Raw genomic sequence first — 26,537 nt, 5'->3', positions numbered from 1 at the left:
CAAACGCCCGGTATCTACCGGACTTCACCTTTCCCCCATCTTTCGCCGTCACGGCCGCGCAACGGTCGCGCGACGGCGTTTCGCTTCGTCCATCTTGAGGTCGATGAATCGCTTTGCATGTTGCGCGAGCGGCATGTTTTCGGTCCAGGTGTCGCGCCAGATCGCGCAGGCAAGCGACAGACCTTCATCGACGACAGCGCTCGAAAAGGATTCGAAGGTGATGTCGCGCTCGTAGTCGATGTCGAGCAATGCATCGAACATGAGATCGAAATTGATGACGCCGTCGCCGAGATAGCCGCGATTGCTTTCGCCGATATGAAAATAGCCGATCTGATCGCCCGCAAGCCGGATGGCCGCCGCCGGGTTCGCTTCCTCGATGTTCATATGGAACGTGTCGAGGTGCAGCCGCACATGTTTTGAGCCTACCTGCTCGATGAAGGCGAGACCCTGGGCGGTGGTGTTGAGAAGATTGGTCTCGAAACGGTTCACCACTTCAAGAACAAGGTCGATCCCTGCAGACTGGGCAAGGCCAGCCGTCTTGGCGATGGCCGCGACGCTGCTGTCCCATCCCTTTTTGGTCGGCATCCGGGCGTATTTCGCGTGGGCGGAATAAAGGATGCCGCCGAGCTTGCTCCCGCCTATGTCGCGCACGGCGCGCACGGCGTCGGCCAGCATGCCTTCGCCCGCTCGAACCGCCTGCGCATCTTCGCTCGACACGTCGTGGCTGACCGGAAGGCCCATGGTGACAGCAATATCGAGTTTCAGCGCCGCAGCCCGCTTGGCGAGTGCATCGAGATCGAATTTCTCCGGGCGCAGGTAGGCGAACTCAATGAGGTTGTAACCGCAGGAGGCGGATTTCTCCATTGCTTCCTCAAGCATCGACTGGGTTTGTCCGCCCGTCCACACGAAAGAATGAATACCTAACCGGCCCATCTTCTCCCCCTATCAAAAAGTATGTTGCATTGCGCAACAAATAAAGCTTCAGTTGCGTCTGTCAAGCGGATTTCCAGATCGAGGACGATCGAGCATTCGATGTCAAAATGAGCAAATGCTTTTTTCGGCGTGCAAATGCCTCAATAGTGGCCTGCAGTTATTTGGGAACTTGGGCTTATGAGATTGGTGTTGACAGCTTTCCCAAATGAACTAATTTGTTTTTTCAGGCAACATATAAGGCGCAAACCAGCGCCAACGGAAGGCCGACGTGCAGGGGGAACCAATGGCTCGCTTGCTCTTAAGCTGCGACTGGCCAAGGGAGCCGAACGACGAAACGCTCTTTTGGCGTGCATGCCGACATAGGCGCCTGGGGAACCACGACCTGCCTGTCGGGAGGAGGTTATTTCCATGAAAGCCGATTTGCGGATCGTACCCGATTTCGAGATGATCATCTGCCCGCCAGCAGAATCCTTTCGCTGGAACATGCATGACTACCCTTATTTCCGAGCGAAGTGGCACTATCATCCTGAATACGAACTGCATCTCACCCGCACGACTTCGGGCGTCATGATGGTGGGCGACTATATCGGCGAGTTCGAGCCTGGCTGCCTGGTGCTGACTGGTCCGAACGTGCCGCACAATTGGGTCAGCGATATCGAGCCCGGCAAGCTGATCCGCAACCGCGACGTGCTGATCCAGTTTACCCCCGAATGGGCCGATCGCGTCGGCTCATTTTGTCCTGAGCTCGGCACGATAAAGCCGCTTTATGAGGACGCGGTCTACGGCGTGCAATTCTTGGGCGCCACGGCGCTTGAAGGCCGGCGGCTGCTTGCGCAGATGGGCTCCGCCCATGGCGCCGAGCGTGTCGTGCTCTTCCTGCAGCTGATGATCGCACTGGCACGCAATCCCGCCGAGCGGCGCAGGCTGTCGCGGCTCGCGCCGGCCTCTTCGCAGATGGAACTGCCCCATGAGCTGGACGTCGCCATGCGCTATGTGCTGGAGCACTACAGCGACGACATCGATCTGGCCTCGGTCGCAAAGGTCTGCGGTCTCGAGCCGCAGGCCTTCTCGCGCTTTTTCAAGCGCCAGACCGGTCATACCTTCGCGCGCTACGTCATCCTTGCGCGCATCTATGCCGCCTGCTCGTTGCTTACCCAGACCTATCGGCCGATCACCGAGATCTGCTTTGAGGTCGGGTTCAACAACATTGCCAATTTCAACAGGCAGTTCTTCAAGATCTGCGGGCGCACGCCCTCGGATTACCGGCGCAACGCACACAAGATCGGAACGCAAGCGCGAAGCGATCCCTTCCGGGAAATTCGTGCCTATTCGGCGGCCATGGCAGTCGGCGAAAAAGTATAGGTCGCCGGCAAACCACGCGTGGCGGAGCAAAAGACCGCGCACTAAGCTCTTCTTACGCCAATAGGAACGAAGCCGGGAAAGCAGCCCAGAGGTCGCGATCCTATGAAGGCGAACCGTATCTGGAAGCCGGGAGGAGCCGTGCTGCCGGAACCTGGGAGGAGCCGACACCTGTCGGTCGTGAGAACGTACTTGCCGGCCAGCGCCCGCAAGTGGTGCAAAGGCACAAGGAGGAGGAATTATGATCAGGAAAAGTGGAATTGGAATCGCTGCGCTTGCGATCGGTGTTCTTACGAGCGTAATACCCGCAAGGGCCGATTTCTGGTCGGATGCCGGCGCAAAATACAAGGGTGTCGTCCTGCACGGCGTGACCGAAAGCACGCCGCCGTCCAACTACATCAAGGACGTGCTTGCGCCGGAATTCGAGAAAAAGACCGGCATCAAGGTCCAGATCGAGACCACCTCCTGGGACCAGATGTACGACAAGGCCATCAAGGACATGGAAGCCAAGACCGGCATCTATGACATGGTCTATATCGAGCAGGACATCATCTATGCCTATCTGGCGCGCAGCTTCCTGACCGACATTTCGAAATCGCTGAAGGACGATCCGTCACTGAAGGCGCCGGAATTCGATGAAACCCATTTCACGACATTCGCCAACTACTTCAAGAACGCCGACGGCGATCTCTTCGGTATTCCGATGGAAGCCTTCATCAAGGTCTATCTCTATCGCACCGACCTCTTCAATGATCCAAAAATCCAGGAAGCTTTCAAGAAGGAGACCGGCAAGGATCTGGCTCCGGCCAAGACCCATGAGGAATATACGCAGATTGCCGAGTTCTTCACCAAGTACGGCAAGGACAACGGGATGGAGCTCTGGGGAACGACGGCCCAGGCGCACACCGGTCACGCGGCCTCCTGGTACGAATTCTTCGAGTCGATCGCTCCGACATTCGGCGTCTACAACTGGGGTATCGACGCCAATAACAACTATGCGGCCTCCGTCGAGAATGGCGGCCAGATGAATGGCGACAAGGCCAAGGCCGCCATCAAATACTGGCTGCATCTGCGGGACATCGCTCCGCCTGAATCTGCTGCTTCAACCTGGACGGAAGTCGGGACGACATTCGCCGCCGGCCGCGTCGCACAGGGCCTGGTTTATGGCGAGAACGCCGCCTGGATCGCGTCGGATGCAGAAAAGTCCAAGGTGGTCGGCAATGTCGGCGTCGCGCTTCCGCCCACCGAACCCGACGTCCTCAAGGAGGTCGAGGGCGGCAAAGGCTATCTCGGCTACTATGACGGCGGTGCCTTCGGCTTGCCGGTGACGTCGAAGAACAAGGAAGCGACCTTGCTCTTCCTGCAGTTCATCGGCCAGGACTCGGTCCAGCCCGATTGGGCGATTGCCGCACCCCGCATCACCAATACGGCGACCTATGACGATCCCAAGGTCCTCGACATGGATAAGAAGCTGAATGGCTACTACACCATGCTCAAGGACCAGGGAAAGCTCTTCGCCGGCGCGCCGCCTTTCCCCTTCCATGCGCAGGTGCGTGAAGCCACGGCGCCGATCTTCTACAAGATCCTCTTAGGCGAAGTAGGTCCGGATGAAGGCCTCGACCAGATGGCGGCGGCGGCCGAAGCAGAGCTGAAGAATCTCGGCTATCGCAAATAACACCGACAAGAGCCTGCGTCCGGGTGGCCTCTCCCAGGACCGCCACCCGGGCGCAGTTGCCGTTAGTGCAGGCTGTTGATCTGCACGGATATCTTTCGGGAGCACGGAATTCATGCGTTCAAACACTGTCGGCTGGCTGATGCTCGCCCCGACGATCGCGATCCTCGGCATCTTCGGCATCATACCCTTCATCTACGTGCTTTACGTGGCATTCCACCAGTGGAACCCGTTCGGCGCCAGCCCCGACATGATCTACAACGGCGCCAACAATTTCCGCCGCCTTGTCTTCGACGCCGAATTCCTGACCTCCATCGCCTTTACCATGAAATTCGCATTCTTCGCGGTGCTGAGCGAGATCGCGCTGGGCTATCTCCTCGCCCAGCTCTTCATGAGGGAATTTCCTGGACGAGGCTTCTTCCGCACGATCCACACACTGCCCCTGATCGTCGCGCCCATCGTCGTCGGCTCGGTCTGGCGCCTGATGACGACGCCCAGCATCGGCATCATCCCCTATCTCCTGAGAAACTGGTTCGGATACGATCTCAACATCGGCCGCGACGCCACCACCGCTTTCACCCTGACCGTCATCATGGACATCTGGCACTGGACGCCGCTGGTGACGCTGACACTGCTTGCCGCACTGCTCGCCCTGCCGAAAGAGCCGTTCGAACAGGCGCAGATTGATGGCGCCAACCGCCGCCAGATCTTCTGGCACGTCACACTGCCGATGATCCGACCGGCAATTCTCGCAACGGTCTTTATCCGCCTGATGGATGCGCTGCGCACTGTCGATGAAGTCTGGATGCTGACCTCGGGCGGGCCGGGAGCCGCAACCCGTTATGTCGGGCTGCACATCTGGAAGATCGTCTTCCCAAAAACCGACTACGGCTATGGCGCCGCGATCTCGGTGATCGTCCTTTACCTCACCCTGGTGATGTGCTGGCTGCTCTATGTCGCCCTCGTGGCTCGACGCGAACGGAAGAGGACATTCTGATGCAGGGCCGCAATCCCCTTCTTTACGTGGCGCTTTGGCTGTTGCTGAGCCTGCTGACGCTTTTCCCGATCTATTGGCTTTTCGTCATTTCGGTGAAGCCGGCGGTCGATCTCTTCACGACGCCGAGCCTGTTTCTCGACGTGATCTACTGGAAGAATTACGTCAACGTCTTGGGCAATGAGACGCTGCGCGGCTACATGCTCAATTCGATGATCATATCCAGCGGCAACGCCGTGCTGGTCACGGTGCTGGCCTTCATGGCTTGCTATGCGCTCTCGCGCTTCGACCTCGCAGGCAAGGAGAACATCTTCTTCTGGACGATCACCAACCGCATGGCCCCGGCGGCGGTGTTCCTTTTGCCGTTCTTCCTGCTCTTCACCCAGATCATCACGTTCGGCGACTGGAAGCTTTACGACACGAAGATCGGCATGATCCTGCTCTATTGCACGTTCAACCTGCCTTTCGCGATCTGGACGCTGAGGCCCACCATCGACGGAATTCCCAAGGAACTCGATGAGGCCGCGACCGTCGATGGTGCCTCGACGTGGCAGGTTATCCACGAAGTCATCTTCCCGCTTTCACGGCCTGGCCTTGCCGTCACGCTGATCCTCACCTGGGTCTTCGCCTGGAACGAGTTCCTGCTTGCCGCGACCCTGACCAGCTTCAACGCGCGCACCATCACCACAGGCCTTTCGGAATATGTGACGACAACGGGAACGGAATGGGGGGCGATGGCGGCGATCGCCGTGATCACGCTCATCCCCGCCCTCGTCATATTCGCAGTGGTCCAGCGGCATATCGTGGCAGGTCTCACCTTCGGCGCAGTCAAGGAGTAGAGCGATGCAAGAGCCATTTGACCCCGGACAGATCGATGCCGAACCGGAAGTGGCGGGCCGCAAATCCGAGCGGACAGGCTTTCTGCCGATCATCACCAACTGGTTCGACCGCGTCTTCGTCGGCATCTACCTGTTCGTCGCGCTCGAACTCTTCTGGATGCGGTTCCTCGAACAATCAATTCCGCTGACGGTCTGCCACGTCCTGGCCATCGCGCTCGGGGTCCTGATCGTATGGCGCGGCTGATGCTTCTTGAGACAATAGGACAGAGACAATGAAAGCGCTGGTACTGGAAGAGAAGATGAAGCTGTCGCTGCGCGATTTCCCGATCGAGCGTGACGAGGTGCTCGGCCCACGCGACGTGCGCATCAAGCTCCACACCGTGGGCATCTGCGGCTCCGACGTGCATTACTATACACATGGCGGCACCGGCGTATTCCAGGTGAAAGCACCGATGATCCTCGGCCACGAGGCGTCCGGCACCGTGATCGAGACCGGTGCCGAGGTCACGTCGCTCAAGGTGGGCGATCGGGTCTGCATGGAGCCGGGCATTCCCGATCCCAATAGCCGCGCGACGCGCCTTGGCCTCTACAATATTGATCCGGCAGTCCGCTTCTGGGCGACGCCGCCCATCCATGGCGTACTCAGGCCGACGGTCGTCCATCCGGCCGATTTCTCCTACAAGCTGCCCGACAACGTTTCCTTCGCCGAAGCCGCCATGGTCGAACCGCTGGCAGTGGGTGTGCATGCGGCCACCAAGGCGCAGGTCAGGCCGGGCGACATAGCGTTGGTGATCGGCGCTGGTCCGATCGGCCTGGTGACAGCGCTGTCGGCTGTCGCGGCCGGCTGCGCACGGGTGTTCGTGAGCGACATCGATGACGCCAAGCTGGAGCTTGCCGCCAAGCTCGGTCCAATCTCACCGGTCAACGTTGCGCGGCAGGAACTGGCCAGGGAAATCCTTGCCGCCACCGGCGGCTGGGGCGTGGAGATCGTTTTCGAGTGCTCGGGCCATCCCGGAGGTGCCGAGGGCGTATTCGACCCGCTGGCACCCGGCGGTCGTGTGGTCTTCATCGGTTCGCAGGTCCATCCGATCCACTACGATGTCGGCAAGGCCATGGTGCGCGAGGCGCGCGTGGAGCATGTCTTCCGCTATGCCCATGTCTTTCCGCGCTGCGTGGCCATGCTGTCATCGGGGGCGATCGACGTGAAACCGCTCATCACCCGTACGTTCGATTTCGACGAAAGCGTTCGGGCTTTCGAGATCGCGGCTTCCGCTGCGAAGGGCGAAGTCAAGATGCAGATCGCACTGCCGCAATAGAGGAACTCATATGGCTCACGTCACCGTCAAGAACGTTACAAAGAATTATGGTGCGCTGCCGGTCATCCACGGTGTCGGCATAGACATTGCCGATGGCGAATTCGTCGTGCTGGTCGGGCCGTCGGGCTGCGGCAAGTCCACCCTGCTGCGGATGATCGCAGGGCTTGAAACGATCTCCGGCGGCACGGTCGCCATCGGCGGCAGGGTCGTCAACGACGTCCTTCCCAAGGACCGTGACATCGCCATGGTGTTTCAGAACTACGCGCTCTATCCGCACAAGACCGTGGCCGACAATATGGGCTTTCCTCTCAAGCTCAAGGGCGCGCCGAGGAGCGAGATCGAAGCGAAGGTCCGCAGGGCGGCCGAAATCCTCGATCTCGGCAAACTGCTTGATCGCTACCCGAAGCAGCTCTCGGGCGGCCAGCGCCAGCGCGTCGCCATGGGACGCGCGATCGTCCGTGATCCGCAGGTCTTCCTGTTCGACGAGCCGCTTTCCAATCTCGACGCCAAGCTGCGCGTGACCATGCGCGTCGAGATCAAGGAACTTCACCAACGGCTGAAGACGACCACCATCTATGTGACGCATGACCAGATCGAGGCCATGACCATGGCCGACAAGATCGTCGTGATGCGCGACGGACGGGTGGAGCAGATCGGCGCGCCGCTCGATCTCTATGATCGCCCGGCCAATGTCTTCGTGGCAGGTTTCATCGGCTCGCCGTCGATGAATTTCGTTCCCGGCAGATTGTCGATGGAAAGCGGCCGGCTGGCCTTTGTCAGCAACAAGGGCACCGTGCTGCCGGTGCCAGAGGGCACGCCGAGCCACGGCGAGCCTGTCATCTACGGCATCCGTCCAGAACATATCGATGTGCGGCCCGACGGAATGGCTGCGGCGATCTCGGTTCTCGAACCCACCGGCTCGGAAACACAGATCTTTGCACATCTCGGCGGCGATGCCATCATGGCGGCCGTCCGCGACCGCATCGCCGCGCTGCCGGGCGCGGCTATCTCGCTGCGGATCGACCCGGCCCGGGTGCATCTGTTTGATGCCAAGAGCGGCCGGCGTTTCTAATTCTGCATAGCCACGGAGCAAGACATGTTCTTCGAGAAATTCCGGATGGATGGCCAAACCGCTGTGGTGACCGGCGGCGGACGCGGTATTGGCCTTGCCTGCGCCGAAGCGCTTGCCGAGGCAGGCGCCCGAATCGTCATCATCGATCGCGACGAAGCGCTCGCCGAATCGGGCCGGCAGGCCTTGGCCGGCAAGAGTGTCGAAGCCGATGCGCTGGTCCTCGATGTCACTCATTCCGCAGCCGTCGACAAAGCCGCTGCGGATATCTTCGCAAAGTACGGTCGCATCGACGCGCTGGTCGCCAACGCAGGCATTGCCCGGACCGGTACGGCCGCAGAGGATACGCCGGACGAACTCTGGCTCAATGTCAACGACGTGAACTACAACGGCGTCTTCTGGTGCAATCGCGCCTTCGGCCGCTACATGCTGAAGGCCGGCCGTGGTGCAATCGTCAATATCGGTTCGATGTCCGGCTATATCGTCAACCGTCCACAGCTGCAGACTTATTACAACGCTTCAAAGGCCGCCGTCCACCATCTGACCGCCTCACTCGCCGTGGAATGGGCCGACCGTGGCGTTCGCGTCAACGCCGTCGCACCAACCTATATCGAAACCGAAATGACGAAGACTGTGGTCGACAAGAAGATGATGGACATCTGGATCCGTGACACGCCGATGGGCCGGATGGGCCAGCCCCATGAGATTGCGTCGGTGGTGCATTTTCTCGCCTGCGACGCATCGAGCCTGATCACTGGCGCGACCGTCAAGGCTGACGGCGGCTTCACTTGCTGGTAGGAGGTATTGGCGATGGATTTTTCAAACAGGCATGTGGTGGTGACCGGCGCCGGCAAGGGCATCGGCCGGGCGACTGCCGTCATGCTGGCGCAGCGTGGGGCCAAGGTGACCGCGCTATCGCGCTCGGCGGCCGATCTTGAGGATCTGAAGAATGAAATCGGATGTATCCCAATCGCGGTCGATCTTGCCGATCCGGACGCGACGCGCGCTGCAGCCCTTGAGGCCCTACCGGCCGATTTTCTGATTAACTGTGCGGGCACGACCGAGCTTGAGTCCTTTCTCGATCTCAAGGTCGAGAACTTCGATCTGCTCTATGCCGTCAATACGAGGGCACCGATGATCATTTCCCAGGAATACGCCCGCGACATGGTGAAGAACAGCCGGAAAGGCGCAATCGTCAACGTATCGAGCGTCGCCGCCTTTGTCGGTATTCCCGATCACGCGGCCTATTGCGCTTCCAAGTCCGCTCTCGACGGGCTGACCCGGGTAATGGCCAAGGAACTTGCGCCGAAGGGCATCCGCGTCAACGGCGTGCATCCCACCGTGACGCTCACCCCCATGGCCATCAAGGCCTGGAGCGATCCAAAAAAGGCAGCCGGCATGCTCAATCGCATTCCGGTCGGCCGTTTCGCCGAACCCGAAGACATTGCCGAGGTCATTCTTTTCCTGCTCTCTGACGAGGCAGCAATGGTCAACGGCCTGTCGATGCCTGTGGATGGTGGTTACATGATCGCCTGACGGTTTTGCGAGGCAGATGCCTCAAATTGTGAACCTTCCCGCCGCCGGTCTGGCGGCCTCAGATTTTCAAGGATCAGCGCATGACACGCTTTGACGCAAAAATCGCCAAGATCAGGGCCGGCAACTACAAGCGAACGGATTTCATCATCGCGGACGCGAAGGATGGCGACATGGGGCCGAGCATTCCATCCTGCGGCCCGAAGCTCGAGAAGGACTGCTCCTACACGCGCTACCGGACGCGGGCGGAATTCCTCGACCAGATCAAGGCCGTGGTCACCCAGGACATCGTCGATATCATGCTGACCTCCGCCTCCAATCTCGAACTGCTGACGGAAAGCGGTGTTTACGCAGGCAGCAATGTAAAACCCGCCATTCGCGCCAATGATGCGACGGATATCTGGGTGGGGCGCGGCGCGACCTATGCCTCTCAGCCGTCACGGCCCTATCGCACTGCTTCTCTGTCGGTCAACCGGCGCCATACCGATCTCGGCCTCTATTCGATCACCTTCAACAACGATCTCGACGCGGACTACAATTCGCTGCTCGCCTTCCTGGATTTCGTAGAGGACGCGCACGACCACGGCTTCAACTATTTCCTGGAAGTCTTCAATCCGAACGTCGACACCGGTATTTCCCCTGACCTCCAACCACATTTCGTAAATGATTGCATATGCCGGGCGCTGGCCGGGCTGACACGTGCGCAGCGGCCGCAATTCCTGAAGATTCCGTTCAATGGCCCGAAGGCGCTGGAGGAGCTCACGTCCTACGACCCGAGCCTGATCGTCGGCGTGCTAGGCGGCGGGGCGGGTACTGCGCGCGACACGTTCGAACTCATCCACCAGGCGGAGAAATACGGCGCCCGCGTGGCGCTTTTCGGTCGCAAGATCAATCTCGCCGAAGACCCGCTCGCCATGGTGAAATTCATGCGTGCCGTAGCAGATGGTGATCTCAGACCAGAGGAGGCGGTCAGGGCCTATCACGGCGCACTGCAGGCAAGCGGTCAGCAGCCGATGCGGACACTCTCCGACGACACGGTCGTCACCGAAAAGGTTTTGATGAATTGACACCGCCAAGGGAGGAGAGCGTGGCCGGAACGAGCAGGCGCGGCTTCATCGCCGGCGGGACCTGGTGCCTCGACCGAAATCGCAGGATAGACGCATGGCCAAGGGAAGACAGCGTCGGTATCGCCTGGGGGCTCGAGGAACGCGGCGGCGGCCCGGCCTGCAATCTTGCCATCGACATCAAGAGGCTCGACCCGGCAATCCCGGTCGAAACCATTGGATTGGTGGGCAACGACGAGGCCGGCCGAAAGCTCATCGCCGAAGCCGAGCGAGCTGGTCTCGACCATCGGCAGATGCATGTCAGCGACCAGGCGAGCACCCATACGACCGAGGCCTTCATCTCGCAGGCAAGTGGACTGCGCACACATATTTCCGAGATCGGCGTTTCGGCGCTGCTTTCGCCGGATCATTTCGATTTTTCTGGAACCACCGCGCGCTTCTTGCATCTCGGACTTCCCGGCATCCATCCCACGATGGATGCACCCTGGGGCGACAATGCCAACGGCTGGGTGACAGTGCTCAAAGCCGCTCGCGCCGCTCGTCTTGAGACCAATCTCGAACTTTGCACGGTCACGCCGGAACGTCTGCGCGGCCTGATCCTGCCCTGCCTACCGCATCTCGATACGCTCATTGTCAACGACAAAGAGATCGGGGCGCTTGCAGAGATGGAAACCACTCGGGACGGCAGGACTGACGTTGATGCGTGCGCGGCGGCCTCGGCCGTCATTCTCAAGCAGGGCGCGATGCGGCTTATCACCGTCCACTTTCCGGAAGGCGCGATCACCGTCACGCGGTCAGGAGAGAAGATCTTCGTGCCCTCCGTCAAGATACCTCGCAATGCGATTGTCGGACCGAACGGTGCGGGCGATGCCTTCGCGGCAGGCTTCATGTACGGCCTGCACGAAGACTGGGCAATCAAGGACTGTCTTTGGCTCGGCCATGCGGCGGCCGCCTGTTCGCTGCGGAGCGCGGGCACGACTGACGGTGTCGTTGAGTGGAAGCAATGCCTCGAAACGGCAAGCCAGTGGGGAAGCCATTGAGTGAGGTGGCCGCTGGATTTGCAGAATGTGATCTGACGCAGAAGGAGACGAGCATGGTCAAGCAATTGGAAGGTATGGTGGCGGCAGTTACGGGTGCGGCCTCCGGCATCGGACTGGCGAGCACGAGGGCGATGGTTGCGGAGGGCGCGCGCGTGGTGCTCGTCGATCGCGACCAGAAGGCTCTGGACGCAGTTTGCGACGAGCTCGGTAATGTCGTAATCCCCCTGGTGATCGATCTTCTCGATCCCGCCAGTTGCGCGAGCCTGATGCCGTCTATCGAGAAACTGACCGGCCAGCTCGATATTTTTCACGCCAATGCAGGCACCTACATCGGGGGTGACCTGATCGAGGCCGACACCGCCGTTATTGACCGAATGCTCAACCTCAACGTCAACGCAGTCATGAAGAACGTCCATGATGTTCTGCCGCACATGATCGCGCGCGGCTCGGGAGACATTATCGTCACAAGTTCAGTGGCGGGGCATTATCCCGTTCCATGGGAGCCCGTCTATTCGGCTTCGAAATGGGCCATGACCTGCTTCGTTCAGACCGTGCGGCGCCAGGTCAACAAGAAGGGCATCCGCGTGGGCTCGGTTTCGCCCGGACCGGTGATCAGCGCGCTGCTTGCCGACTGGCCAGAAGAAAATCTCCAAAAGGCGAAGGAATCCGGAAGCCTCATCGAACCGTCGGAGGTGGCCGATGCCATCATCTTCATGCTGACCAGGCCGCGAAATGTCACAATTCGCGATGTCGTTGTGCTGCCGACCAATTTCGATATCTGACTGCGCAGTCGATCTTTGGCCAGATAGTTCGCGCGATGATACCAGGCGCAGGATGCTGAAGCTCGAACCGGGACTGGGGTTGATTTCCAATCCCATCCATGGGCTTTCGAATGTTGCTGGCGATGATGCGCGCTACGGCGGATATGCCCCAGTGCATCGCTCAACGGATCGAACACGTCGTTGAAACGTCGCACGCGGCGGGCGCTGAGGAGGAGACCGGCGTCGGCAATGCCGTCGCCTGACGTCCGTTCAGGTCTCTGTCAGGTTCTTCAGCCACCTAGGCGCTACCCACTCTGGAGCGCCCATGCCTGAAATCCTTAGCCCGGAAGTTCCAATCTTTTGCGCCGCGCCGGGACATCGAGCGCTTTGGATGCATTAGGATGAACAAAGTCTTGCATTGCTATCGGCCCACGGTCGGAAGCGTGACAATTTGCGCTGTCACGTCCCTGTATCTGCTTCTTGTCACGAACTGGACATTCTGGACCAAGGCGTTCGGTTATTTGGCAAAGGATCACTTTGCCTTCATTCTTTTTGCCGTCGGCATCTCGGCGATGAGCATGGCCATAATCACGGCCTTTTCTGCGAAATATGTAACCAGGATATTTTTGATCTTCTTTATCCTAACCGCGTCTGCGGCGTCCTGGTTCACCGATCAGTTCGGTGTGGTCGTTGATCGCGAGATGATCCGAAACGCCGCCGTCTCAACGGGTGCTGAAGCGGGGCACCTCTTAACCTTGCGCTTCGCCACCCATCTGCTTATGACCGGAATCCTTCCATCGCTGGTCGTTGTCTGGGTAAGGGTCGCGCATCGGCCATTCTTGGCGAAACTGGCGCACAACAGCGCAATAATCGTCGGATGCATCGGGATCTTAGCTCTGGCGGCCGCCTGCGACTATCGAACCTTTGCCGGGGTCGGCCGGGCGCACCGGGACATCCTCGATCCACTCAATCCCTTCTTTCCGATATCGAGCGCCGTTCGGTTCATAATAGACGCGACCCAGAACGCCGAGGTTACCGCGCACCCACTGGGAGTGGACGCACATCGCACCGGGGTGAGGCCAAAGCCGCGAGTGACGGTCATCGTTGCAGGAGAAACCGCTCGGGCAGACGATTTTTCGCTAGGCGGATATGGCAGGGATACGAACCCGGAGCTCCGCGAGCGCGGCGTCGTCTACTTTCCAAACACGACGAGCTGCGGCACGTCCACGGCCGTCTCGATACCGTGCATGTTTTCGGTCTATCCGCGCCGCGCCTACACACATCGCAAGGGCCTTGAGACAGAGAACGTGCTCGATGTCCTAACCCATGCAAACGTATCAGTGTCGTGGTTTGACAATGATACCGGCAGTTATCACGTGACCGACCGCGTCGCTTACCAATTCCTCCCGAGTTCTGCCGACCCCAGGTTTTGCAAGGACGGCGAATGCCTGGACGCCATTCTTCTCGATCGCATGGATTCGTGGCTTAGCACCGTCAAGGGCGATAGTGTTTTGATCCTGCATCAGCTGGGAAGCCACGGCCCGGCCTATTTCTCGAGATATCCAAACGATTTCAGGCACTTTTTACCAGATTGCCGGGCAAATGACTTCGGCGCTTGCTCAGCGCAGGAAATCAAGAACGCCTATGATAATACGATCCTCTATACCGATCACATCGTGTCGCAGGTGATCGATAGACTGAAGGCGCGCACCTCGACGATTGCCGGATCGGTCATCTACCTTTCAGATCACGGCGAATCGCTTGGCGAGCACGGCCTTTATTTGCATGGCGCGCCATATGTGTTCGCGCCGTCGCAGCAAACCCATGTCCCATTCCTCGTTTGGATCGCGGATGACCTGCAGCGCTCGGGTGGGTTTGACATGGGATGCCTGGATCGGAATGCAGCGCTCCCCAACTCCCATGACAACTTGTTTCACAGTGTTCTCGGTCTCATGGACGTGTCGACAAAGGTTTATGATCCCGCACTCGACATATTCGCGAAATGTCGTCGACCAGGCACCAACCTCGCTGATGCAAGGTAGGTTTCCATGGCCGGGCAAGAGGGAGATCCGGATCAAGCGCGTAGCGTAACGGTTCGGGGCTCGTGATCATTTGGCAGAACCGCAATGCGACAAGGGCTCGCCTCAAGTCGTGGAGGAAGACGAGCCCTTGTCCACTTGGGTGTGCTTGGAGAGGGAGGGACCATCTCCCGTAGCACTTAGATCACGCGACTCGCGTAAGGGAGGAGAACGCGCCACGTCATCCACTGCAGCAAACATTGAGGAGGATGAAAAGTTCCATCCTTTCCAGTGAGCCGTTAAAATGGCAGCATCATCGCTCATTGGACCGCTGGCGTTACACCCTCCTTGCCGGTTGCCGTGAAGCCGTCACGAATAAATCGATTTCGTCCTGCGTCAGGAGAACGGGCATGCTTTCGGACGGAACGGCGACGACATCGTCTGGCTCGGTCCGAAAGCTCTTCGATCTGTCCGCGAGCGAACCGACGGTCGCCAGCAAGTGCTAGTGAGCTTTGGTAGATGTCGTGGAGCGCTCCATGGATTTCGGTCCATCGTAAAGTGCGATTAAGAGGGCTGTCAGATCTTCGACGGAACCATGACCCTGGTTGAAGAGATCAATCACCGAACTGCACAGCAAGGCAGAGCATCTCGGCTCTGGTGCCAAGCCAAAATGTCTGTACCATGCTTGGACCGCGCCCGACATCAAGCGCAGGTCACTTTCCTTGAATGATACCCCCAGCACTTAAACCGCCCCCGGTCATTTCCGCCCAAGGCAATTTAGCCGCGATTGAAATGCCGTCAACTTGGACTAAGGTCCGAACTCCTGGGAACCTGTCGAGCGACAGCTCCAGGAGGGCGTGACGTGTGGCCCCGGCATGTTGATCTGACAACGAGCCTTGCCGCATACGATAGGAGCCAGACCTCGACAGCTTCCGACCCAGGTGCATCCACGGATGTGCTATAATTCTGTCGTCGAACCATGGCTGATGAGGACAGCATGAGCAGAACGAGCGATCCCAATCTCTGGAACCGCCTTGAAACTTACAGCCTCGATCAACCCGGCGTCAGCATGCCCTTCTCGGCCAGGCTTGCGCGCGAAACTGGTTGGTCATCCGAATTTACGCAACGCGTCATTCAAGAATACAAGAGGTTTATCTATCTGATGTGCGTATCGGAGGAGACGCTGACGCCTTCGCAAGAAGTCGATGAGGTGTGGCACCTGCATCTCATCTATACGCGCGACTATTGGATCGACTTCTGCCGTGACGTGTTGGGGAGAGCGATCCATCACGACCCGACCGAGGGTGGCGCTGTTGAAAGTGCCAAATATCGCAACTGCTACCGACGCACGCAGGTGCGATATCGGGAGGAGTTCAACATGACGCCGCCCCTCGACATCTGGCCGGACGAGCAGATCCGCTTCAAAGACGCCCGGCGATCTCGCCGCAGCAGTTGGTGGCGATCCCTGAGCGTCACCAGGAGCCATCTCGGTATCGTTGGCTGGCTTGCCATTCTGGTGCTGTTTGCGGGATGGAGTTTTGAAGGAAGCTTTTCTTCGGTGGCGCCCGTGCTCGCCGGCATCGCCGCCTTCTTTGCTCTCACGATGTTGCTTCCCGTCCGCCGGCCTCGAAGGGACAGGCAAAACGCAAGCGGGTGTGGTGGAGGCGGAAGCGGAGGATCATCTTTCGGGGACGGTGACTGCGGATGTAGTGGAGGTGGATGTGGAGGGGGTGACTGAGCCGACGATGTTGATTGCCGGCCGCCATGGCGAAGCCTCAAACGGAGTTTGCATGGTGCTGGTAGGCCATGCCTTCCTTTGGCATTCCCGACAAACCTGCGCTCAGCCAAACTCTGCGCTCATGCGCGCGAGGTCGTCCCACAGGCTTTCGGCAAATCCTCGCAGGACGATAATCTCGAATGTGTCGGCATCGACACAGGTGATATGGGCCGCGATATGGCCGACCAACGTCGTTGCGGATTGTCCGACGGGGAATGAGCCGGGCGCAAGATCGACCGCCGTGCCTTTCGAAAGGACGCGCCTGGCCAACTTGCCGCTGATCCGGATGCGCACGCGTCCATGGCTCTGGTCGACGCCGGTTGCGCGCGGTCCGAGCCCGTCGAACAGATCCTTCATGTCCTGATATGCCATCGGTTCTTCGCCAACGATGAACCACTGTCCGGGCGAAACAGAACGGACGGCGAGGGTGGCCCCTTCGGCGAGGCCGTCGAGGAAGGACGCGAAATCGCGTTCGCCGGGCTGGGCCAGCACATGAATGATGACGCCTTCGGGAAGCGGAGAGAGGTTGACGGCAGTAGAAGAGATCACCGGTTTGGCGCCGAGCGCCGGGCGAAGGGTCGGGCGGAAATCAGACATGGAGCCTCTCGTTCTGCGGATCGAAGAAAACCGGATTGCACAGGCGCGCGGGGGTGAATTCGTTGCGCAGGCCGTTCCAAACCACCACCTCTTCGCCGTGCCGCTCGGATCCGCGCTTGACGAGGGCAAGACCGATGGTCGATCCGACATGAGGTGAAAACGCGCTTGAAGTGACGTAGCCCTGGTCGTTTTCGAGCGTTGCAGCCGCATCCTTGGTGAGGATGTGGGAACCCGTGCGGAAGGATTGGTTGGGATCGAGCGGCACAACACCAACTAGGCGCGGCCGGTCGCCGGCCGCAAGGCCGTCGCGCCCCACCATGGCCTTGCCGATGAAATCGACCTTTACCGACGAAACCATTTTTGCAAAACCGAGATCGGCCGGAACGACGGTGCCGTTGATCTCGTTGTGGGTGACATGGCCCTTTTCGATGCGCATGACGCCGAGCGCTTCGACGCCATAGGGCATGATGCCATCGCCTTTCCCGGCGTCCATCAGGGCATCGGCAACGCTTTCGCCGTAACCGGCCGGCACCGCAAGCTCATAGGCAAGTTCGCCCGAGAAGGAAATCCGGAAGAGGCGGCCGTGAAGCGTGCCGTTGAAAAGTGAGATATCTTTCGCTGCGAGAAAGGGGAAGGCAATGTCGGCGATGTCGTCGTCGACGATCTTCTGGAGAATAGAGCGGGCTTTTGGCCCGGCGATCGCCATCTGCGCCCACTGGTCGGTGACCGATGCGAGGCGAACGTCGAGATCCGGCCACAGCGCCTGCGCGCAGAACTCCAGGTGGTTCATGACACCTGCGGCATAGGCCGTCGTCGTCGTCATGAAGAAGCGGTCTTCTTCAAGGCGGCTCGTCGTGCCGTCGTCGTAGATCATGCCGTCCTCGCGCAGCATCAGGCCATAGCGGGCCTTGCCGACCGGTAAATTCAAGAAGCCATTGGAATAGATCCGGTTCAGAAATTGTGCCGCGTCTTTGCCGCAGATCTCGATCTTGCCGAGCATTGAGACGTCACACAGCCCCGCATTCCGCCGCACGTTCAGCACTTCTCGGTCGACGCTTTCGCGCCATGTATGTTCGCCCTTTCGCGCGAACCAGGAGGAGCGATACCACAGACCGGTCTCGACGAAGACGGCGCCGTTCTTTTCCGCCCAGCCGTGCAGCGGCGATTTGCGCACCGGCTGGAAATGATGTCCGTGATAGGCGCCTGTCAACGCCCCGAAGGAGACAGGCGTATAGAATGGCCGGAAAGTCGTCGTGCCGACGTCTGCCGGCGAGACGCCGCGCGCTTCAGCCAGAAGCCCGATGGCATTGATATTGGAAAGCTTGCCCTGATCCGTCGCCATGCCATTGGTGGTGTAGCGCTTGGCAAGCTCAACATGGCCATAACCCTCGCTGACGGCAAGGCAGAGATCCTTGCGATGCACGTCATTCTGGAAATCGACGAAGGCCTTGCCCTTGACGCCGGTTATGGACCAGATCGCCCTTTCAGGCGGGGCGAGGATATCGTTCTCCACCGCGCCGAACTCAGCGGCTGCCGCCTTGAAGCCAAGCCCTTCTGCCATGGTCGCGCCCTGCCGCGCGCCGTCCGCAAGGCAGGCGGCGAGGCCGCCAACGGCGCAAACGGAGCCGGCGAGTGCCATCCCGTTCAGATTGCCCGGTGCGAGGAAGGCTGCATTGTCATCCGACCAGACCGGTTTGCCGCCGCGATGGCAGGCAAGGTGGATGATCGGGCTGAAACCGCCTGCCATGGCCAGGGCATCAACATTCAGCCGTTCCGTGCGGCCCTTTGAGCGGATATCGATTGCGTTCAACGCCTTGCCGCCCTTGGCATCCGATACCACGGCACCCCTGATGATGCGCGCCGGGCCAAAGTAGCCGCTGCCGCCGTCCTCGCGGCTGTCGACGATGGCGGCAAGCTGAATGCCGTGCGCTTCGAGATCGCGGGCCAGTGCATAGCCGCTGTCATTGGTGGTGAAGATCGCTGTCGCCTTGCCGGGGGCAACAGCATAACGGTTAAGGTAGTGGCGCATGGCGCTCGCCATCATCACGCCCGGAATGTCGTTGCCGCCGAACACGACCGGACGCTCTTCCGCTCCCGTCGCCAGAACGCTGCGCTTGGCGACAATGCGCCAGAGACGTTCCACAGGTGCGTTGGGCTGCGGTTCGGACACATGCTTTTGCACCCGCTCGACGGCGCCGAAGACATTGCCGTCATACCAGCCGAAGACGGTGGTGCGGGTCAGAAGGGTGACATTCGGCAAGGATTCGAGTTCGCCGATGCAGTCGGCTGCGAAATCGGCAGCCGCCTTGCTGCCGATCGATGCGGTCTCGCTCAAAAGCGCGCCGCCGGCAACCAAGTGCTCGTCGATGAGAATGACGCGGGCGCCGGCACGGCCGGCACTGATGGCGGCAGCCAGCCCCGCCGGCCCGGCACCGATGACGAGCAGGTCGCAATGTGCCCAGCACTTATCATAGGCGTCCGGATCGGTTTCATATTTTGCCTTGCCCAGTCCGGCGGCCTTGCGGATGAAGGGTTCGTAGATCTTTTCCCAGAACGAGGCAGGCCACATGAAGGTCTTGTAGTAGAAACCGGCGCCGAGGAAGGGCGACAGAAGGCTGTTCAGCGCGCCGATGTCGACGTCGAGCGACGGCCAGCGGTTTTGGCTTCTCGCTTCGAGGCCGGCATAGAGTTCCTGCATGGTGGCGCGCGTGTTCGGCTCGGTGCGGCCGCCGCGGCCGATGGTCATCAGCGCATTCGGCTCGGCTGCGCCTGCAGTCAGGATGCCGCGTGGTCGGTGATATTTGAAACTCCGGCCGACGAACTGGCGGCCGTTGGCAAGCAGTGCAGAGGCGAGGCTGTCGCCCTCAAGGCCCTGCATCGCCTTGCCGTCGAAGGTAAAAGACAGCGACTTGGAGCGGTCGATCAGCCCGCCCTTCGGCAAACGGTAGGATGTCATGCGCCTGTACCTTCCTTCTCGCCAGACGCAGCGTCGCGGCATGCGGCGATCTCATGGGTCACCGTATCGCGGGCGACGACCAGCCACCGCCGGCAGCCGGACGTGTGATGCCAATATTCCTCGTAGGCGCCGCGGGGATTGTCGCGCAGATAGACGTAGTCGAACCAATCGTCAGGACCGGCATCGGGCGTCGGTCGCGCAAGGGCAGCGCCCTTGATGGTGAATTCCTCTTTGGGTCTTCGCCCGCAATGCGGGCAGGGCACGAGACTTGCCATTTCGAATGTCCTTGATCCGCGAAATCAATGAAGGTTGGGCTGGGCGCCCTGGCCTTTTTCGTCGATGAGATAGCCGCGCTGAAAGCGGTCGAGCCGGAAGGCCGTCGCCGTCTCCTGGGGCACGCCGCGGGCGAGAAGATGGGCAAAGCAAAAGCCCGACGCCGGGGTCGCCTTGAAACCGCCGTAACACCAGCCGGCATTCAGGTAGAGATTGTCGACATGGGTCCGGTCGATGATCGGCGAACCGTCCATCGACATGTCCATGATGCCGCCCCAGGAGCGCAGCACCCGGAGGCGCGACAGCGCCGGGATCATCGCCTTTCCGGCTTCCGCCACATGTTCGACCGTCGCCAGATTGCCGCGCTGGGCATAGGAATTGTAGCCGTCGATGTCGCCGCCAAAGACGAGGCCGCCCTTGTCGGATTGCGAGACGTAGAAGTGTCCGGCGCCGAAGGTGACCACTCCGTCGATGAAAGGCTTCAGGCCTTCCGAGACGAAGGCTTGAAGCACATGGCTTTCGAGCGGCAGCTTCAGGCCAGCCATCCGGGCGACCTGCGAAGAATTGCCGGCTGCTGCGAGCGCCAGCTTGCCGCAGCCGATGAAGCCGCGACTGGTTTCGACGCCGATGACCTGCCCGTTGCTTTGCCGGATGCCGGTCACCTCGCAGCCTTGGATGATGTCAACGCCGCGCTGATCGGCGCCGCGCGCATAGCCCCAGGCGACCGCGTCATGGCGAACGGTGCCGCCGCGCTTCTGCAGCAGGCCGCCCTGGATCGGGAAACGGGCATTGTCGTAGTCGAGAAAGGGCAGCATCTTCTTGACCGAAGCGCGGTCGAGAAGCTCGGCGTCGACGCCATGCAGCCGCATGGCGTTGCCGCGGCGGGTATAGGCGTCGCGCTGCCCATCGGAGTGGAAAAGATTGAGCACGCCGCGCTGCGACACCATGGCGTTGAAGTTGAAATCCCGCTCGAGCCCCTCCCACAGCTTCATGGAAAGCTCGTAGAACGGATTGTTGCCCGCCAGCAGGTAGTTGGAGCGGATGATCGTCGTATTGCGGCCGACATTGCCGGAACCGACATAATTCTTCTCCAGCACCGCCACATTGGTGATGCCGAATTCTTTGGCGAGGTAGTAGGCCGTAGCAAGGCCGTGTCCGCCACCGCCGACAATGATCACGTCGTAATGCGGCTTAGGCTCGGGCTGCCGCCAGGCGGGCGCCCAGTTCCTGTTGCCGAAAAGCCCGTTTAAGAAGATGGACAGTGCCGAGTAGCGCATCGATGCCGCTTTCCAAGAAAGACCTGTTGCCGGTCTCATAGCATGGGGAAGTGATCCGGCGTTGCATCCTTGGGACATTATGATGTAATTTTAGGACATGAGCGCTGGCGACCAGAAGAACCTTCAGCGGATCGGCTTCGTCCTCGTGCCGAATTTCGCGCTGATGTCCTACGCCTCGGCGACCGAGCCGTTGCGGGCGGCAAACCTGATTGCCGGAAGTGCCCTTTACGAAGCGATCCCGTTATCGGCAGATGGTCTTCCGGTCCGCAGTTCGTCCGGCCTGACGATCAGTTGCAACAGCCTTTCGGAGGCCGGCGGCACCTGTCATACGATCTATGTCTGTGCCGGCGGCGATCCGCAAGACTGGTACGCAAGTGCCTCCCTGCATGCGCCGCTGAGGAAGTTCGCGCGCAATGGCGTGCGGATCGGCGGCATATCGAGCGGCTCCTACGTGCTGGCATCGGCGGGCCTGCTCGACAACACCGATTTTACGATCCACTGGGAACATGCCCCCGTTCTGAAAGAGGCATTCCCGCATCTTTCCCCGCGCCAGGCGCGGTTCGTCATCGATGGTGCACGCGTGACCTGTGGCGGAGGGGTGGCACCGCTCGACATGATGCACGCCGTGATTTCCGAGCGGATGGGCACCGATTTTGCCCGCCGAGTGAGCGATTGGTACCTGCATACTGCCGTTGCCGAGCCGAGCGATCCGCAGCGGGCATCGGCCGCCAACCGCTTCGGGACCAATCACCCGGCGCTTCTCGCCGTGCTGGAGAAAATGGAGACTGCGATCGAAAATCCGCTCAGCCGTGCAGAGATGGCAAGCCTTGTCGGTATCAGCGCGCGCCATCTCGATCGCCTCTTTCTCAAGCATCGCGGCATGACCTTCCTCGACACTTACCGGCAGATCCGCTTGCGGCACAGCCGCCGGCTGCTGGAGCAAAGCCCGCTGTCGATTTCGGAGATCGCCTTTGCCACCGGCTTTTCGAGTCCCGGCCATTTCTCCAGATCGTTCAAAGCGACATTCGGTGAAAACCCGACGGATGCGCGGCGGTAGGACAACAGGAGACTGGTTCGCGCATATTGCGGTCAGTCCCAAGCTGTCGGCTCCGAAATGTCCGACACCCACCCGACCGCGTCTTTCTCTGTAAGTCCGGCCTGTTTTTGGAACGCATCCAACCATGGGCCTGTCGCATGCGCATTGAAAAAGGGCGTGGGTTTTTCCTTTGAATCGTGAAAGATTTCCTGAGAAGATAAATATTGCTTTCTCCGGAGACATCATGCCTTCCAAGACACAGATCGAAAACGCCGTAGCGCTGGATCAGAATCCGCACGCGGTTCGCGAACCGCGCGTCAACAATCTCGAGATGGCGATCGGACACGAGGTCCGCAATTTCCGCAAGAAGCTCGGCATCACCGTCACCGACCTGTCTGCGGCGACGGGCATTTCGCTCGGTATGCTGTCGAAGATCGAAAACGGCAATATTTCGCCGTCGCTGACGACACTGCAAACGCTCTCCAGGGCGCTCGGCGTTCCGATTACCGCCTTCTTTCGCCGCTTCGAGGAGCCACGGAGTGCAACCTTCGTCAAGGCGGGTGAAGGGGTGAATATCGAGCGTCGCGGCACGCGCGCCGGACATCAATACAGCCTGCTCGGCCATATAGACAATAATACCAGCGGCGTCACGGTCGAGCCCTATCTGATCACGCTGACTGTCGAATCCGACGTCTTTCCCACCTTCCAGCACGACGGAATGGAGTTTCTCTATCTCCTGGAGGGGGAGGTGGTCTACCGCCATTCAGACGCCCTTTACCGGATGCAACCCGGCGACAGCCTGTTCTTCGACGCGGATGCGCCACATGGGCCGGAGGAACTCGTCAAGCTCCCCTGCCGCTATCTCTCGATCATTTCCTATCCGCAGCAGAAGGCCGTCAGCGACTAGTTTATTGCCTTAAAAGAAAAAATTATTCTTCATAGTTGATTATCGCCAAACCCTCTGGTAGCACTCGTTCAGACACGAACGGAGGTTGCCAGGTCATGTGCGGCATTGTTGGACTGTTTCTCAAAGACCGGAGCCTCGAGCCCCAGCTGGGGCAGCTGCTCTCGGAAATGTTAATCACCATGACGGATCGCGGTCCGGACTCTGCCGGAATCGCAATCTACGGCTCGGCTGCCGAGGGAAAAGCGAAGGTGACGATCCAGTCGGCCAAGCCGGAGGCGGATTTCGCCGGCCTTGAAAATGATTTGGCAGAAGCCGGAATACCGGCGAACGTCAGCATCAAGAGCACCCATGCCGTCATCGCGATCGCTGCGGACAAACTTATGGCGATCCGGCCGCTTCTAACCGCGCTGCGGCCCGATGTGCGTATCATGGGCTCCGGCGACAGCGTCGAGATTTACAAGGAAACCGGCCTGCCGAAGGATGTTGTTGCCCGTTTCAGCGTCCGCTCCATGGGCGGCTCGCACGGCATCGGCCATACACGCATGGCGACGGAATCGGCTGTCACGACCCTTGGTGCACACCCGTTTTCGACCGGTTCCGATCAATGCCTGGTGCACAACGGTTCGCTGTCGAACCACAACAACCTGCGCCGCGAGCTGGTGCGGGAGGGCATGACCTTCGAAACCCAGAACGACTCGGAAGTTGCAGCTGCCTACCTCACCTCCGAAATGGCCAAGGGCAAGGATCTTGGGCAGGCGCTGACCGGTGCGCTCGACGACCTCGACGGCTTCTTCACCTTCGTGGTCGGCACCAAATCCGGCTTCGGCGTCGTGCGCGATCCGATTGCCTGCAAGCCCGCTGTCATGGCCGAAACGGACCAGTACGTCGCTTTCGGTTCCGAATACCGGGCGCTCGTCAACCTGCCGGGCATCGAAACGGCGCGCGTCTGGGAGCCTGAGCCTGCAACCGTCTATTTCTGGGATCACCAGAAAGCCGCCTGAGCGGCACCTCCTGCGCATTCTCCAAGGGTTATTGAAAACATGCCTGTCATTGATCTCGCCATCACCCCTTTGCGTGAACTCAACAGCGCCCTGCACAGCATCCAGCAGGGTTCGAACGATCTTTCCTTCGAGGTCGTCAATCCGCGCGGCAGCCATTCGGTTGCCGTTGGCATCGATACGCCTGTCACGGTCGATGTGAAGGGGTCCGTCGGCTATTACTGCGCCGGGATGAACGACGGCGGAGCCGTTACCGTTCATGGTTCGGCAGGCCCGGGCGTGGCGGAAAACATGATGTCGGGCACAGTCGTGATCGAAGGCGACGCTTCCCAGTATGCGGGCGCAACGGGCCGTGGCGGCCTACTGGTCATCAAGGGCAATGCAGCGTCGCGCTGCGGCATTTCGATGAAAGGCATCGACATTGTCGTTCATGGCAATATCGGCCACATGTCCGCCTTCATGGGACAATCCGGCCATCTGGTGGTGCTCGGCGATGCCGGCGATGCGCTGGGCGATTCGCTCTACGAGGCGAAGCTTTTCGTGCGCGGCTCGGTCAAGAGCCTGGGTGCCGACTGCATCGAAAAGGAGCTGCGGCCCGAGCATCTGACGAAGCTGGCCGAACTCCTCGAAAAGGCGGGCGTGACCGGAGTGAGGCCCGAGGAATTCAAGCGTTACGGCTCGGCCCGCAATCTCTACAATTTCAATATCGACAACGCCGACGCGTATTAAGGCGAGGGACCATCATGAGCTATCACAACCCCTATACCCCGCCGCGCAAGTCCGCGACCTTCGACGATTATACGCTGGCGGAAATCCGCCGCGCTGCGGCGACCGGGATCTACGATATTCGTGGCGCAGGCACCAAACGGAAGGTTCCGCATTTCGATGATCTGCTGTTTCTCGGCGCGTCGATTTCGCGCTATCCGCTCGAAGGTTACCGCGAGAAGTGCGACACGTCGGTTGTCCTCGGCACGCGCTTCGCCAAGAAGCCCATTCACCTGAAGACGCCGATCACCATTGCCGGCATGAGCTTCGGCGCCCTGTCCGGCAATGCCAAGGAAGCGCTCGGACGCGGTGCGACGATTGCCGGGACCTCCACCACCACTGGAGACGGCGGGATGACCGATGAAGAGCGCGGCCATTCACAGATATTGGTCTACCAGTATCTGCCGTCGCGTTACGGCATGAATCCCAAGGATCTGCGTCGCGCCGATGCCATCGAAGTGGTTGTCGGCCAAGGCGCAAAGCCCGGCGGCGGCGGCATGCTGCTTGGCCAGAAGATCTCCGATCGCGTCGCCAACATGCGCAACCTTCCCAAGGGCATAGACCAGCGTTCGGCGTGCCGCCATCCAGACTGGACCGGCCCGGACGACCTTGAGATCAAGATCATGGAACTGCGCGAGATCACCGACTGGGAAAAGCCCATCTATGTGAAGGTCGGCGGCGCGCGCCCCTATTACGATACGGCTTTGGCGGTGAAGGCCGGCGCGGATGTCGTCGTCCTCGACGGCATGCAGGGCGGCACTGCGGCCACGCAGGACGTTTTCATCGAGCATGTCGGCATGCCGATTCTGGCCTGTATCCGCCCCGCAGTCCAAGCCCTGCAGGATCTGGGAATGCATCGCAAGGTGCAACTGATCGTATCGGGCGGTATCCGTTCCGGTGCGGACGTCGCAAAGGCTCTGGCACTCGGTGCCGATGCCGTTGCCATCGGTACGGCGGCGCTGGTTGCACTGGGTGACAACGACCCGAGATGGGAAGACGAATACCGAAAGCTCGGTACCACAGCCGGCGCGTATGATGACTGGCACGAAGGCAGGGACCCGGCTGGTATTACGACACAGGATCCGGAACTGGCGGCTCGCCTGGATCCGATCGCCGCGGGCCGCCGCCTCGCCAACTATCTGAAGGTCATGACGCTTGAAGCCCAGACCATCGCTCGTGCCTGCGGCAAGAACCACCTGCACAACCTGGAGCCGGAAGATCTTTGCGCGCTGACCATGGAAGCGGCTGCCATGGCGCAGATCCCGCTCGCTGGGACGAGCTGGTATCCGGGCAAGGGAGGTTTGTGAAACCGCATCAAAATAGCGAGCCGCATTTGGGAGGATGCGGCTCGTT

General features: G+C 60.1%; 24 protein-coding genes. 19 read left to right on the top strand and 5 right to left on the bottom strand.

Annotated elements, in window-relative coordinates:
- Positions 1 to 48: 48 nt before the first annotated feature.
- Positions 49 to 933, bottom strand: coding sequence for a sugar phosphate isomerase/epimerase (locus QA644_RS30790; protein ID WP_283072906.1), 885 nt, complete (start codon positions 931 to 933; stop codon positions 49 to 51).
- 408 nt (positions 934 to 1,341) lie between these two features.
- Between QA644_RS30790 and QA644_RS30785 the strand changes: the two genes are divergently transcribed.
- The 14 genes from QA644_RS30785 (at position 1,342) to QA644_RS30720 (ending at position 16,336) form a co-directional block, all read left to right on the top strand.
- Entirely contained in the window at positions 1,342 to 2,295 is a 954-nt protein-coding gene (locus tag QA644_RS30785) for an AraC family transcriptional regulator (RefSeq protein ID WP_074072574.1), read from the top strand.
- 238 nt (positions 2,296 to 2,533) lie between these two features.
- The gene (locus tag QA644_RS30780) at positions 2,534 to 3,967 is read left to right on the top strand and encodes an extracellular solute-binding protein (RefSeq protein ID WP_239603064.1); all 1,434 of its coding nucleotides are present in this window, start codon (positions 2,534 to 2,536) and stop codon (positions 3,965 to 3,967) included.
- Between the two features lie 112 nt (positions 3,968 to 4,079).
- Positions 4,080 to 4,961 (top strand): sugar ABC transporter permease, encoded by an 882-nt coding sequence (locus tag QA644_RS30775; protein WP_183927052.1) that lies wholly within the window; start codon positions 4,080 to 4,082, stop codon positions 4,959 to 4,961.
- Positions 4,961 to 5,797, top strand: coding sequence for a carbohydrate ABC transporter permease (locus QA644_RS30770; RefSeq protein ID WP_283072905.1), 837 nt, complete (start codon positions 4,961 to 4,963; stop codon positions 5,795 to 5,797). Before QA644_RS30775 ends, QA644_RS30770 begins: the two co-directional genes overlap by 1 nt.
- 4 nt (positions 5,798 to 5,801) lie before the next feature.
- Positions 5,802 to 6,041 (top strand): DUF2160 family membrane protein, encoded by a 240-nt coding sequence (locus QA644_RS30765; RefSeq protein WP_283072904.1) that lies wholly within the window; start codon positions 5,802 to 5,804, stop codon positions 6,039 to 6,041.
- Positions 6,042 to 6,069: 28 nt separating this feature from the next.
- A complete protein-coding gene (locus tag QA644_RS30760) occupies positions 6,070 to 7,113 on the top strand; it encodes an NAD(P)-dependent alcohol dehydrogenase (protein WP_092585804.1) in 1,044 nt (347 codons plus the stop codon).
- A gap of 10 nt (positions 7,114 to 7,123) precedes the next feature.
- Complete coding sequence (gene ugpC / locus QA644_RS30755) at positions 7,124 to 8,185, top strand: sn-glycerol-3-phosphate ABC transporter ATP-binding protein UgpC (protein ID WP_283072903.1); 1,062 nt, start codon at positions 7,124 to 7,126, stop codon at positions 8,183 to 8,185.
- A gap of 24 nt (positions 8,186 to 8,209) precedes the next feature.
- Positions 8,210 to 8,980: a glucose 1-dehydrogenase gene (locus QA644_RS30750; protein ID WP_283072902.1), complete on the top strand. Its 771-nt coding sequence runs from the start codon at positions 8,210 to 8,212 to the stop codon at positions 8,978 to 8,980.
- Between the two features lie 12 nt (positions 8,981 to 8,992).
- Entirely contained in the window at positions 8,993 to 9,718 is a 726-nt protein-coding gene (locus QA644_RS30745) for an SDR family oxidoreductase (RefSeq protein ID WP_239603075.1), read from the top strand.
- Between the two features lie 80 nt (positions 9,719 to 9,798).
- On the top strand, positions 9,799 to 10,782 hold the full coding sequence (locus QA644_RS30740) for a hypothetical protein (RefSeq protein ID WP_283072901.1): 984 nt from the start codon (positions 9,799 to 9,801) through the stop codon (positions 10,780 to 10,782).
- Positions 10,783 to 10,802: 20 nt separating this feature from the next.
- Positions 10,803 to 11,819, top strand: a complete 1,017-nt coding sequence (locus QA644_RS30735; RefSeq protein ID WP_283072900.1) for a carbohydrate kinase family protein — start codon at positions 10,803 to 10,805, stop codon at positions 11,817 to 11,819.
- 53 nt (positions 11,820 to 11,872) lie between these two features.
- The gene (locus tag QA644_RS30730) at positions 11,873 to 12,601 is read left to right on the top strand and encodes an SDR family oxidoreductase (protein WP_194730638.1); all 729 of its coding nucleotides are present in this window, start codon (positions 11,873 to 11,875) and stop codon (positions 12,599 to 12,601) included.
- Positions 12,602 to 12,981: 380 nt separating this feature from the next.
- Positions 12,982 to 14,622, top strand: a complete 1,641-nt coding sequence (locus QA644_RS30725) for a phosphoethanolamine--lipid A transferase (RefSeq protein ID WP_283072899.1) — start codon at positions 12,982 to 12,984, stop codon at positions 14,620 to 14,622.
- A 955-nt stretch (positions 14,623 to 15,577) separates the two neighbouring features.
- Positions 15,578 to 16,336 (top strand): hypothetical protein, encoded by a 759-nt coding sequence (locus QA644_RS30720; protein ID WP_283072898.1) that lies wholly within the window; start codon positions 15,578 to 15,580, stop codon positions 16,334 to 16,336.
- 102 nt (positions 16,337 to 16,438) lie between these two features.
- Here the strand turns inward: QA644_RS30720 and QA644_RS30715 are convergent, their stop codons facing one another.
- The 4 genes from QA644_RS30715 to QA644_RS30700 are packed head-to-tail and all read right to left on the bottom strand — an operon-like array spanning position 16,439 to position 21,478.
- Complete coding sequence (locus QA644_RS30715) at positions 16,439 to 16,972, bottom strand: sarcosine oxidase subunit gamma (RefSeq protein ID WP_283072897.1); 534 nt, start codon at positions 16,970 to 16,972, stop codon at positions 16,439 to 16,441.
- Positions 16,965 to 19,928: a sarcosine oxidase subunit alpha gene (locus QA644_RS30710; protein WP_283072896.1), complete on the bottom strand. Its 2,964-nt coding sequence runs from the start codon at positions 19,926 to 19,928 to the stop codon at positions 16,965 to 16,967. The genes QA644_RS30715 and QA644_RS30710 overlap by 8 nt, the downstream gene beginning before the upstream one ends.
- Complete coding sequence (locus QA644_RS30705) at positions 19,925 to 20,203, bottom strand: sarcosine oxidase subunit delta (protein WP_194730642.1); 279 nt, start codon at positions 20,201 to 20,203, stop codon at positions 19,925 to 19,927. The genes QA644_RS30710 and QA644_RS30705 overlap by 4 nt, the downstream gene beginning before the upstream one ends.
- A 24-nt stretch (positions 20,204 to 20,227) precedes the next feature.
- Complete coding sequence (locus QA644_RS30700; RefSeq protein WP_283072895.1) at positions 20,228 to 21,478, bottom strand: sarcosine oxidase subunit beta family protein; 1,251 nt, start codon at positions 21,476 to 21,478, stop codon at positions 20,228 to 20,230.
- Between the two features lie 97 nt (positions 21,479 to 21,575).
- Here QA644_RS30700 and QA644_RS30695 point away from each other — a divergent pair, with 97 nt between their 5' ends.
- The 5 genes from QA644_RS30695 to QA644_RS30675 all read left to right on the top strand — a co-directional run bounded on the left by QA644_RS30695 (position 21,576) and on the right by QA644_RS30675 (position 26,491).
- Entirely contained in the window at positions 21,576 to 22,535 is a 960-nt protein-coding gene (locus QA644_RS30695) for a GlxA family transcriptional regulator (RefSeq protein ID WP_283072894.1), read from the top strand.
- A 223-nt stretch (positions 22,536 to 22,758) separates the two neighbouring features.
- Positions 22,759 to 23,421, top strand: coding sequence for an XRE family transcriptional regulator (locus tag QA644_RS30690; protein WP_074072553.1), 663 nt, complete (start codon positions 22,759 to 22,761; stop codon positions 23,419 to 23,421).
- Positions 23,422 to 23,516: 95 nt separating this feature from the next.
- Positions 23,517 to 24,422, top strand: coding sequence for a glutamine amidotransferase family protein (locus QA644_RS30685; protein ID WP_283072893.1), 906 nt, complete (start codon positions 23,517 to 23,519; stop codon positions 24,420 to 24,422).
- 39 nt (positions 24,423 to 24,461) lie between these two features.
- Entirely contained in the window at positions 24,462 to 25,148 is a 687-nt protein-coding gene (locus QA644_RS30680; protein ID WP_239603091.1) for a GXGXG domain-containing protein, read from the top strand.
- A 14-nt stretch (positions 25,149 to 25,162) separates the two neighbouring features.
- A complete protein-coding gene (locus tag QA644_RS30675) occupies positions 25,163 to 26,491 on the top strand; it encodes an FMN-binding glutamate synthase family protein (RefSeq protein WP_283072892.1) in 1,329 nt (442 codons plus the stop codon).
- Positions 26,492 to 26,537: the final 46 nt, after the last annotated feature.

The sequence above is a fragment of the Rhizobium sp. CC1099 genome (genome assembly GCF_029714385.1).
In the GTDB taxonomy this organism is placed as follows: Bacteria; Pseudomonadota; Alphaproteobacteria; order Rhizobiales; family Rhizobiaceae; genus Rhizobium.
Note: the sequence above shows the minus strand (reverse complement) of the source record. Positions and strands in the feature narration are given on the sequence as shown.

Excerpts from the sequence above, each read along its gene's own strand:
- QA644_RS30745 (WP_239603075.1), top strand. The coding sequence starts at position 8,993 with ATGGATTTTTCAAACAGGCATGTGGTGGTGACCGGCGCCGGCAAGGGC.
- QA644_RS30765 (WP_283072904.1), top strand. The coding sequence starts at position 5,802 with ATGCAAGAGCCATTTGACCCCGGACAGATCGATGCCGAACCGGAAGTG.
- QA644_RS30685 (WP_283072893.1), top strand. The coding sequence starts at position 23,517 with ATGTGCGGCATTGTTGGACTGTTTCTCAAAGACCGGAGCCTCGAGCCC.
- QA644_RS30700 (WP_283072895.1), bottom strand. The coding sequence starts at position 21,478 with ATGCGCTACTCGGCACTGTCCATCTTCTTAAACGGGCTTTTCGGCAAC.
- QA644_RS30780 (WP_239603064.1), top strand. The coding sequence starts at position 2,534 with ATGATCAGGAAAAGTGGAATTGGAATCGCTGCGCTTGCGATCGGTGTT.
- QA644_RS30740 (WP_283072901.1), top strand. The coding sequence starts at position 9,799 with ATGACACGCTTTGACGCAAAAATCGCCAAGATCAGGGCCGGCAACTAC.
- QA644_RS30675 (WP_283072892.1), top strand. The coding sequence starts at position 25,163 with ATGAGCTATCACAACCCCTATACCCCGCCGCGCAAGTCCGCGACCTTC.
- QA644_RS30760 (WP_092585804.1), top strand. The coding sequence starts at position 6,070 with ATGAAAGCGCTGGTACTGGAAGAGAAGATGAAGCTGTCGCTGCGCGAT.
- ugpC (WP_283072903.1), top strand. The coding sequence starts at position 7,124 with ATGGCTCACGTCACCGTCAAGAACGTTACAAAGAATTATGGTGCGCTG.
- QA644_RS30680 (WP_239603091.1), top strand. The coding sequence starts at position 24,462 with ATGCCTGTCATTGATCTCGCCATCACCCCTTTGCGTGAACTCAACAGC.
- QA644_RS30695 (WP_283072894.1), top strand. The coding sequence starts at position 21,576 with ATGAGCGCTGGCGACCAGAAGAACCTTCAGCGGATCGGCTTCGTCCTC.
- QA644_RS30725 (WP_283072899.1), top strand. The coding sequence starts at position 12,982 with ATGAACAAAGTCTTGCATTGCTATCGGCCCACGGTCGGAAGCGTGACA.
- QA644_RS30775 (WP_183927052.1), top strand. The coding sequence starts at position 4,080 with ATGCGTTCAAACACTGTCGGCTGGCTGATGCTCGCCCCGACGATCGCG.
- QA644_RS30785 (WP_074072574.1), top strand. The coding sequence starts at position 1,342 with ATGAAAGCCGATTTGCGGATCGTACCCGATTTCGAGATGATCATCTGC.
- QA644_RS30790 (WP_283072906.1), bottom strand. The coding sequence starts at position 933 with ATGGGCCGGTTAGGTATTCATTCTTTCGTGTGGACGGGCGGACAAACC.
- QA644_RS30750 (WP_283072902.1), top strand. The coding sequence starts at position 8,210 with ATGTTCTTCGAGAAATTCCGGATGGATGGCCAAACCGCTGTGGTGACC.
- QA644_RS30770 (WP_283072905.1), top strand. The coding sequence starts at position 4,961 with ATGCAGGGCCGCAATCCCCTTCTTTACGTGGCGCTTTGGCTGTTGCTG.
- QA644_RS30690 (WP_074072553.1), top strand. The coding sequence starts at position 22,759 with ATGCCTTCCAAGACACAGATCGAAAACGCCGTAGCGCTGGATCAGAAT.
- QA644_RS30710 (WP_283072896.1), bottom strand. The coding sequence starts at position 19,928 with ATGACATCCTACCGTTTGCCGAAGGGCGGGCTGATCGACCGCTCCAAG.
- QA644_RS30715 (WP_283072897.1), bottom strand. The coding sequence starts at position 16,972 with ATGTCTGATTTCCGCCCGACCCTTCGCCCGGCGCTCGGCGCCAAACCG.
- QA644_RS30705 (WP_194730642.1), bottom strand. The coding sequence starts at position 20,203 with ATGGCAAGTCTCGTGCCCTGCCCGCATTGCGGGCGAAGACCCAAAGAG.
- QA644_RS30730 (WP_194730638.1), top strand. The coding sequence starts at position 11,873 with ATGGTCAAGCAATTGGAAGGTATGGTGGCGGCAGTTACGGGTGCGGCC.
- QA644_RS30720 (WP_283072898.1), top strand. The coding sequence starts at position 15,578 with ATGGCTGATGAGGACAGCATGAGCAGAACGAGCGATCCCAATCTCTGG.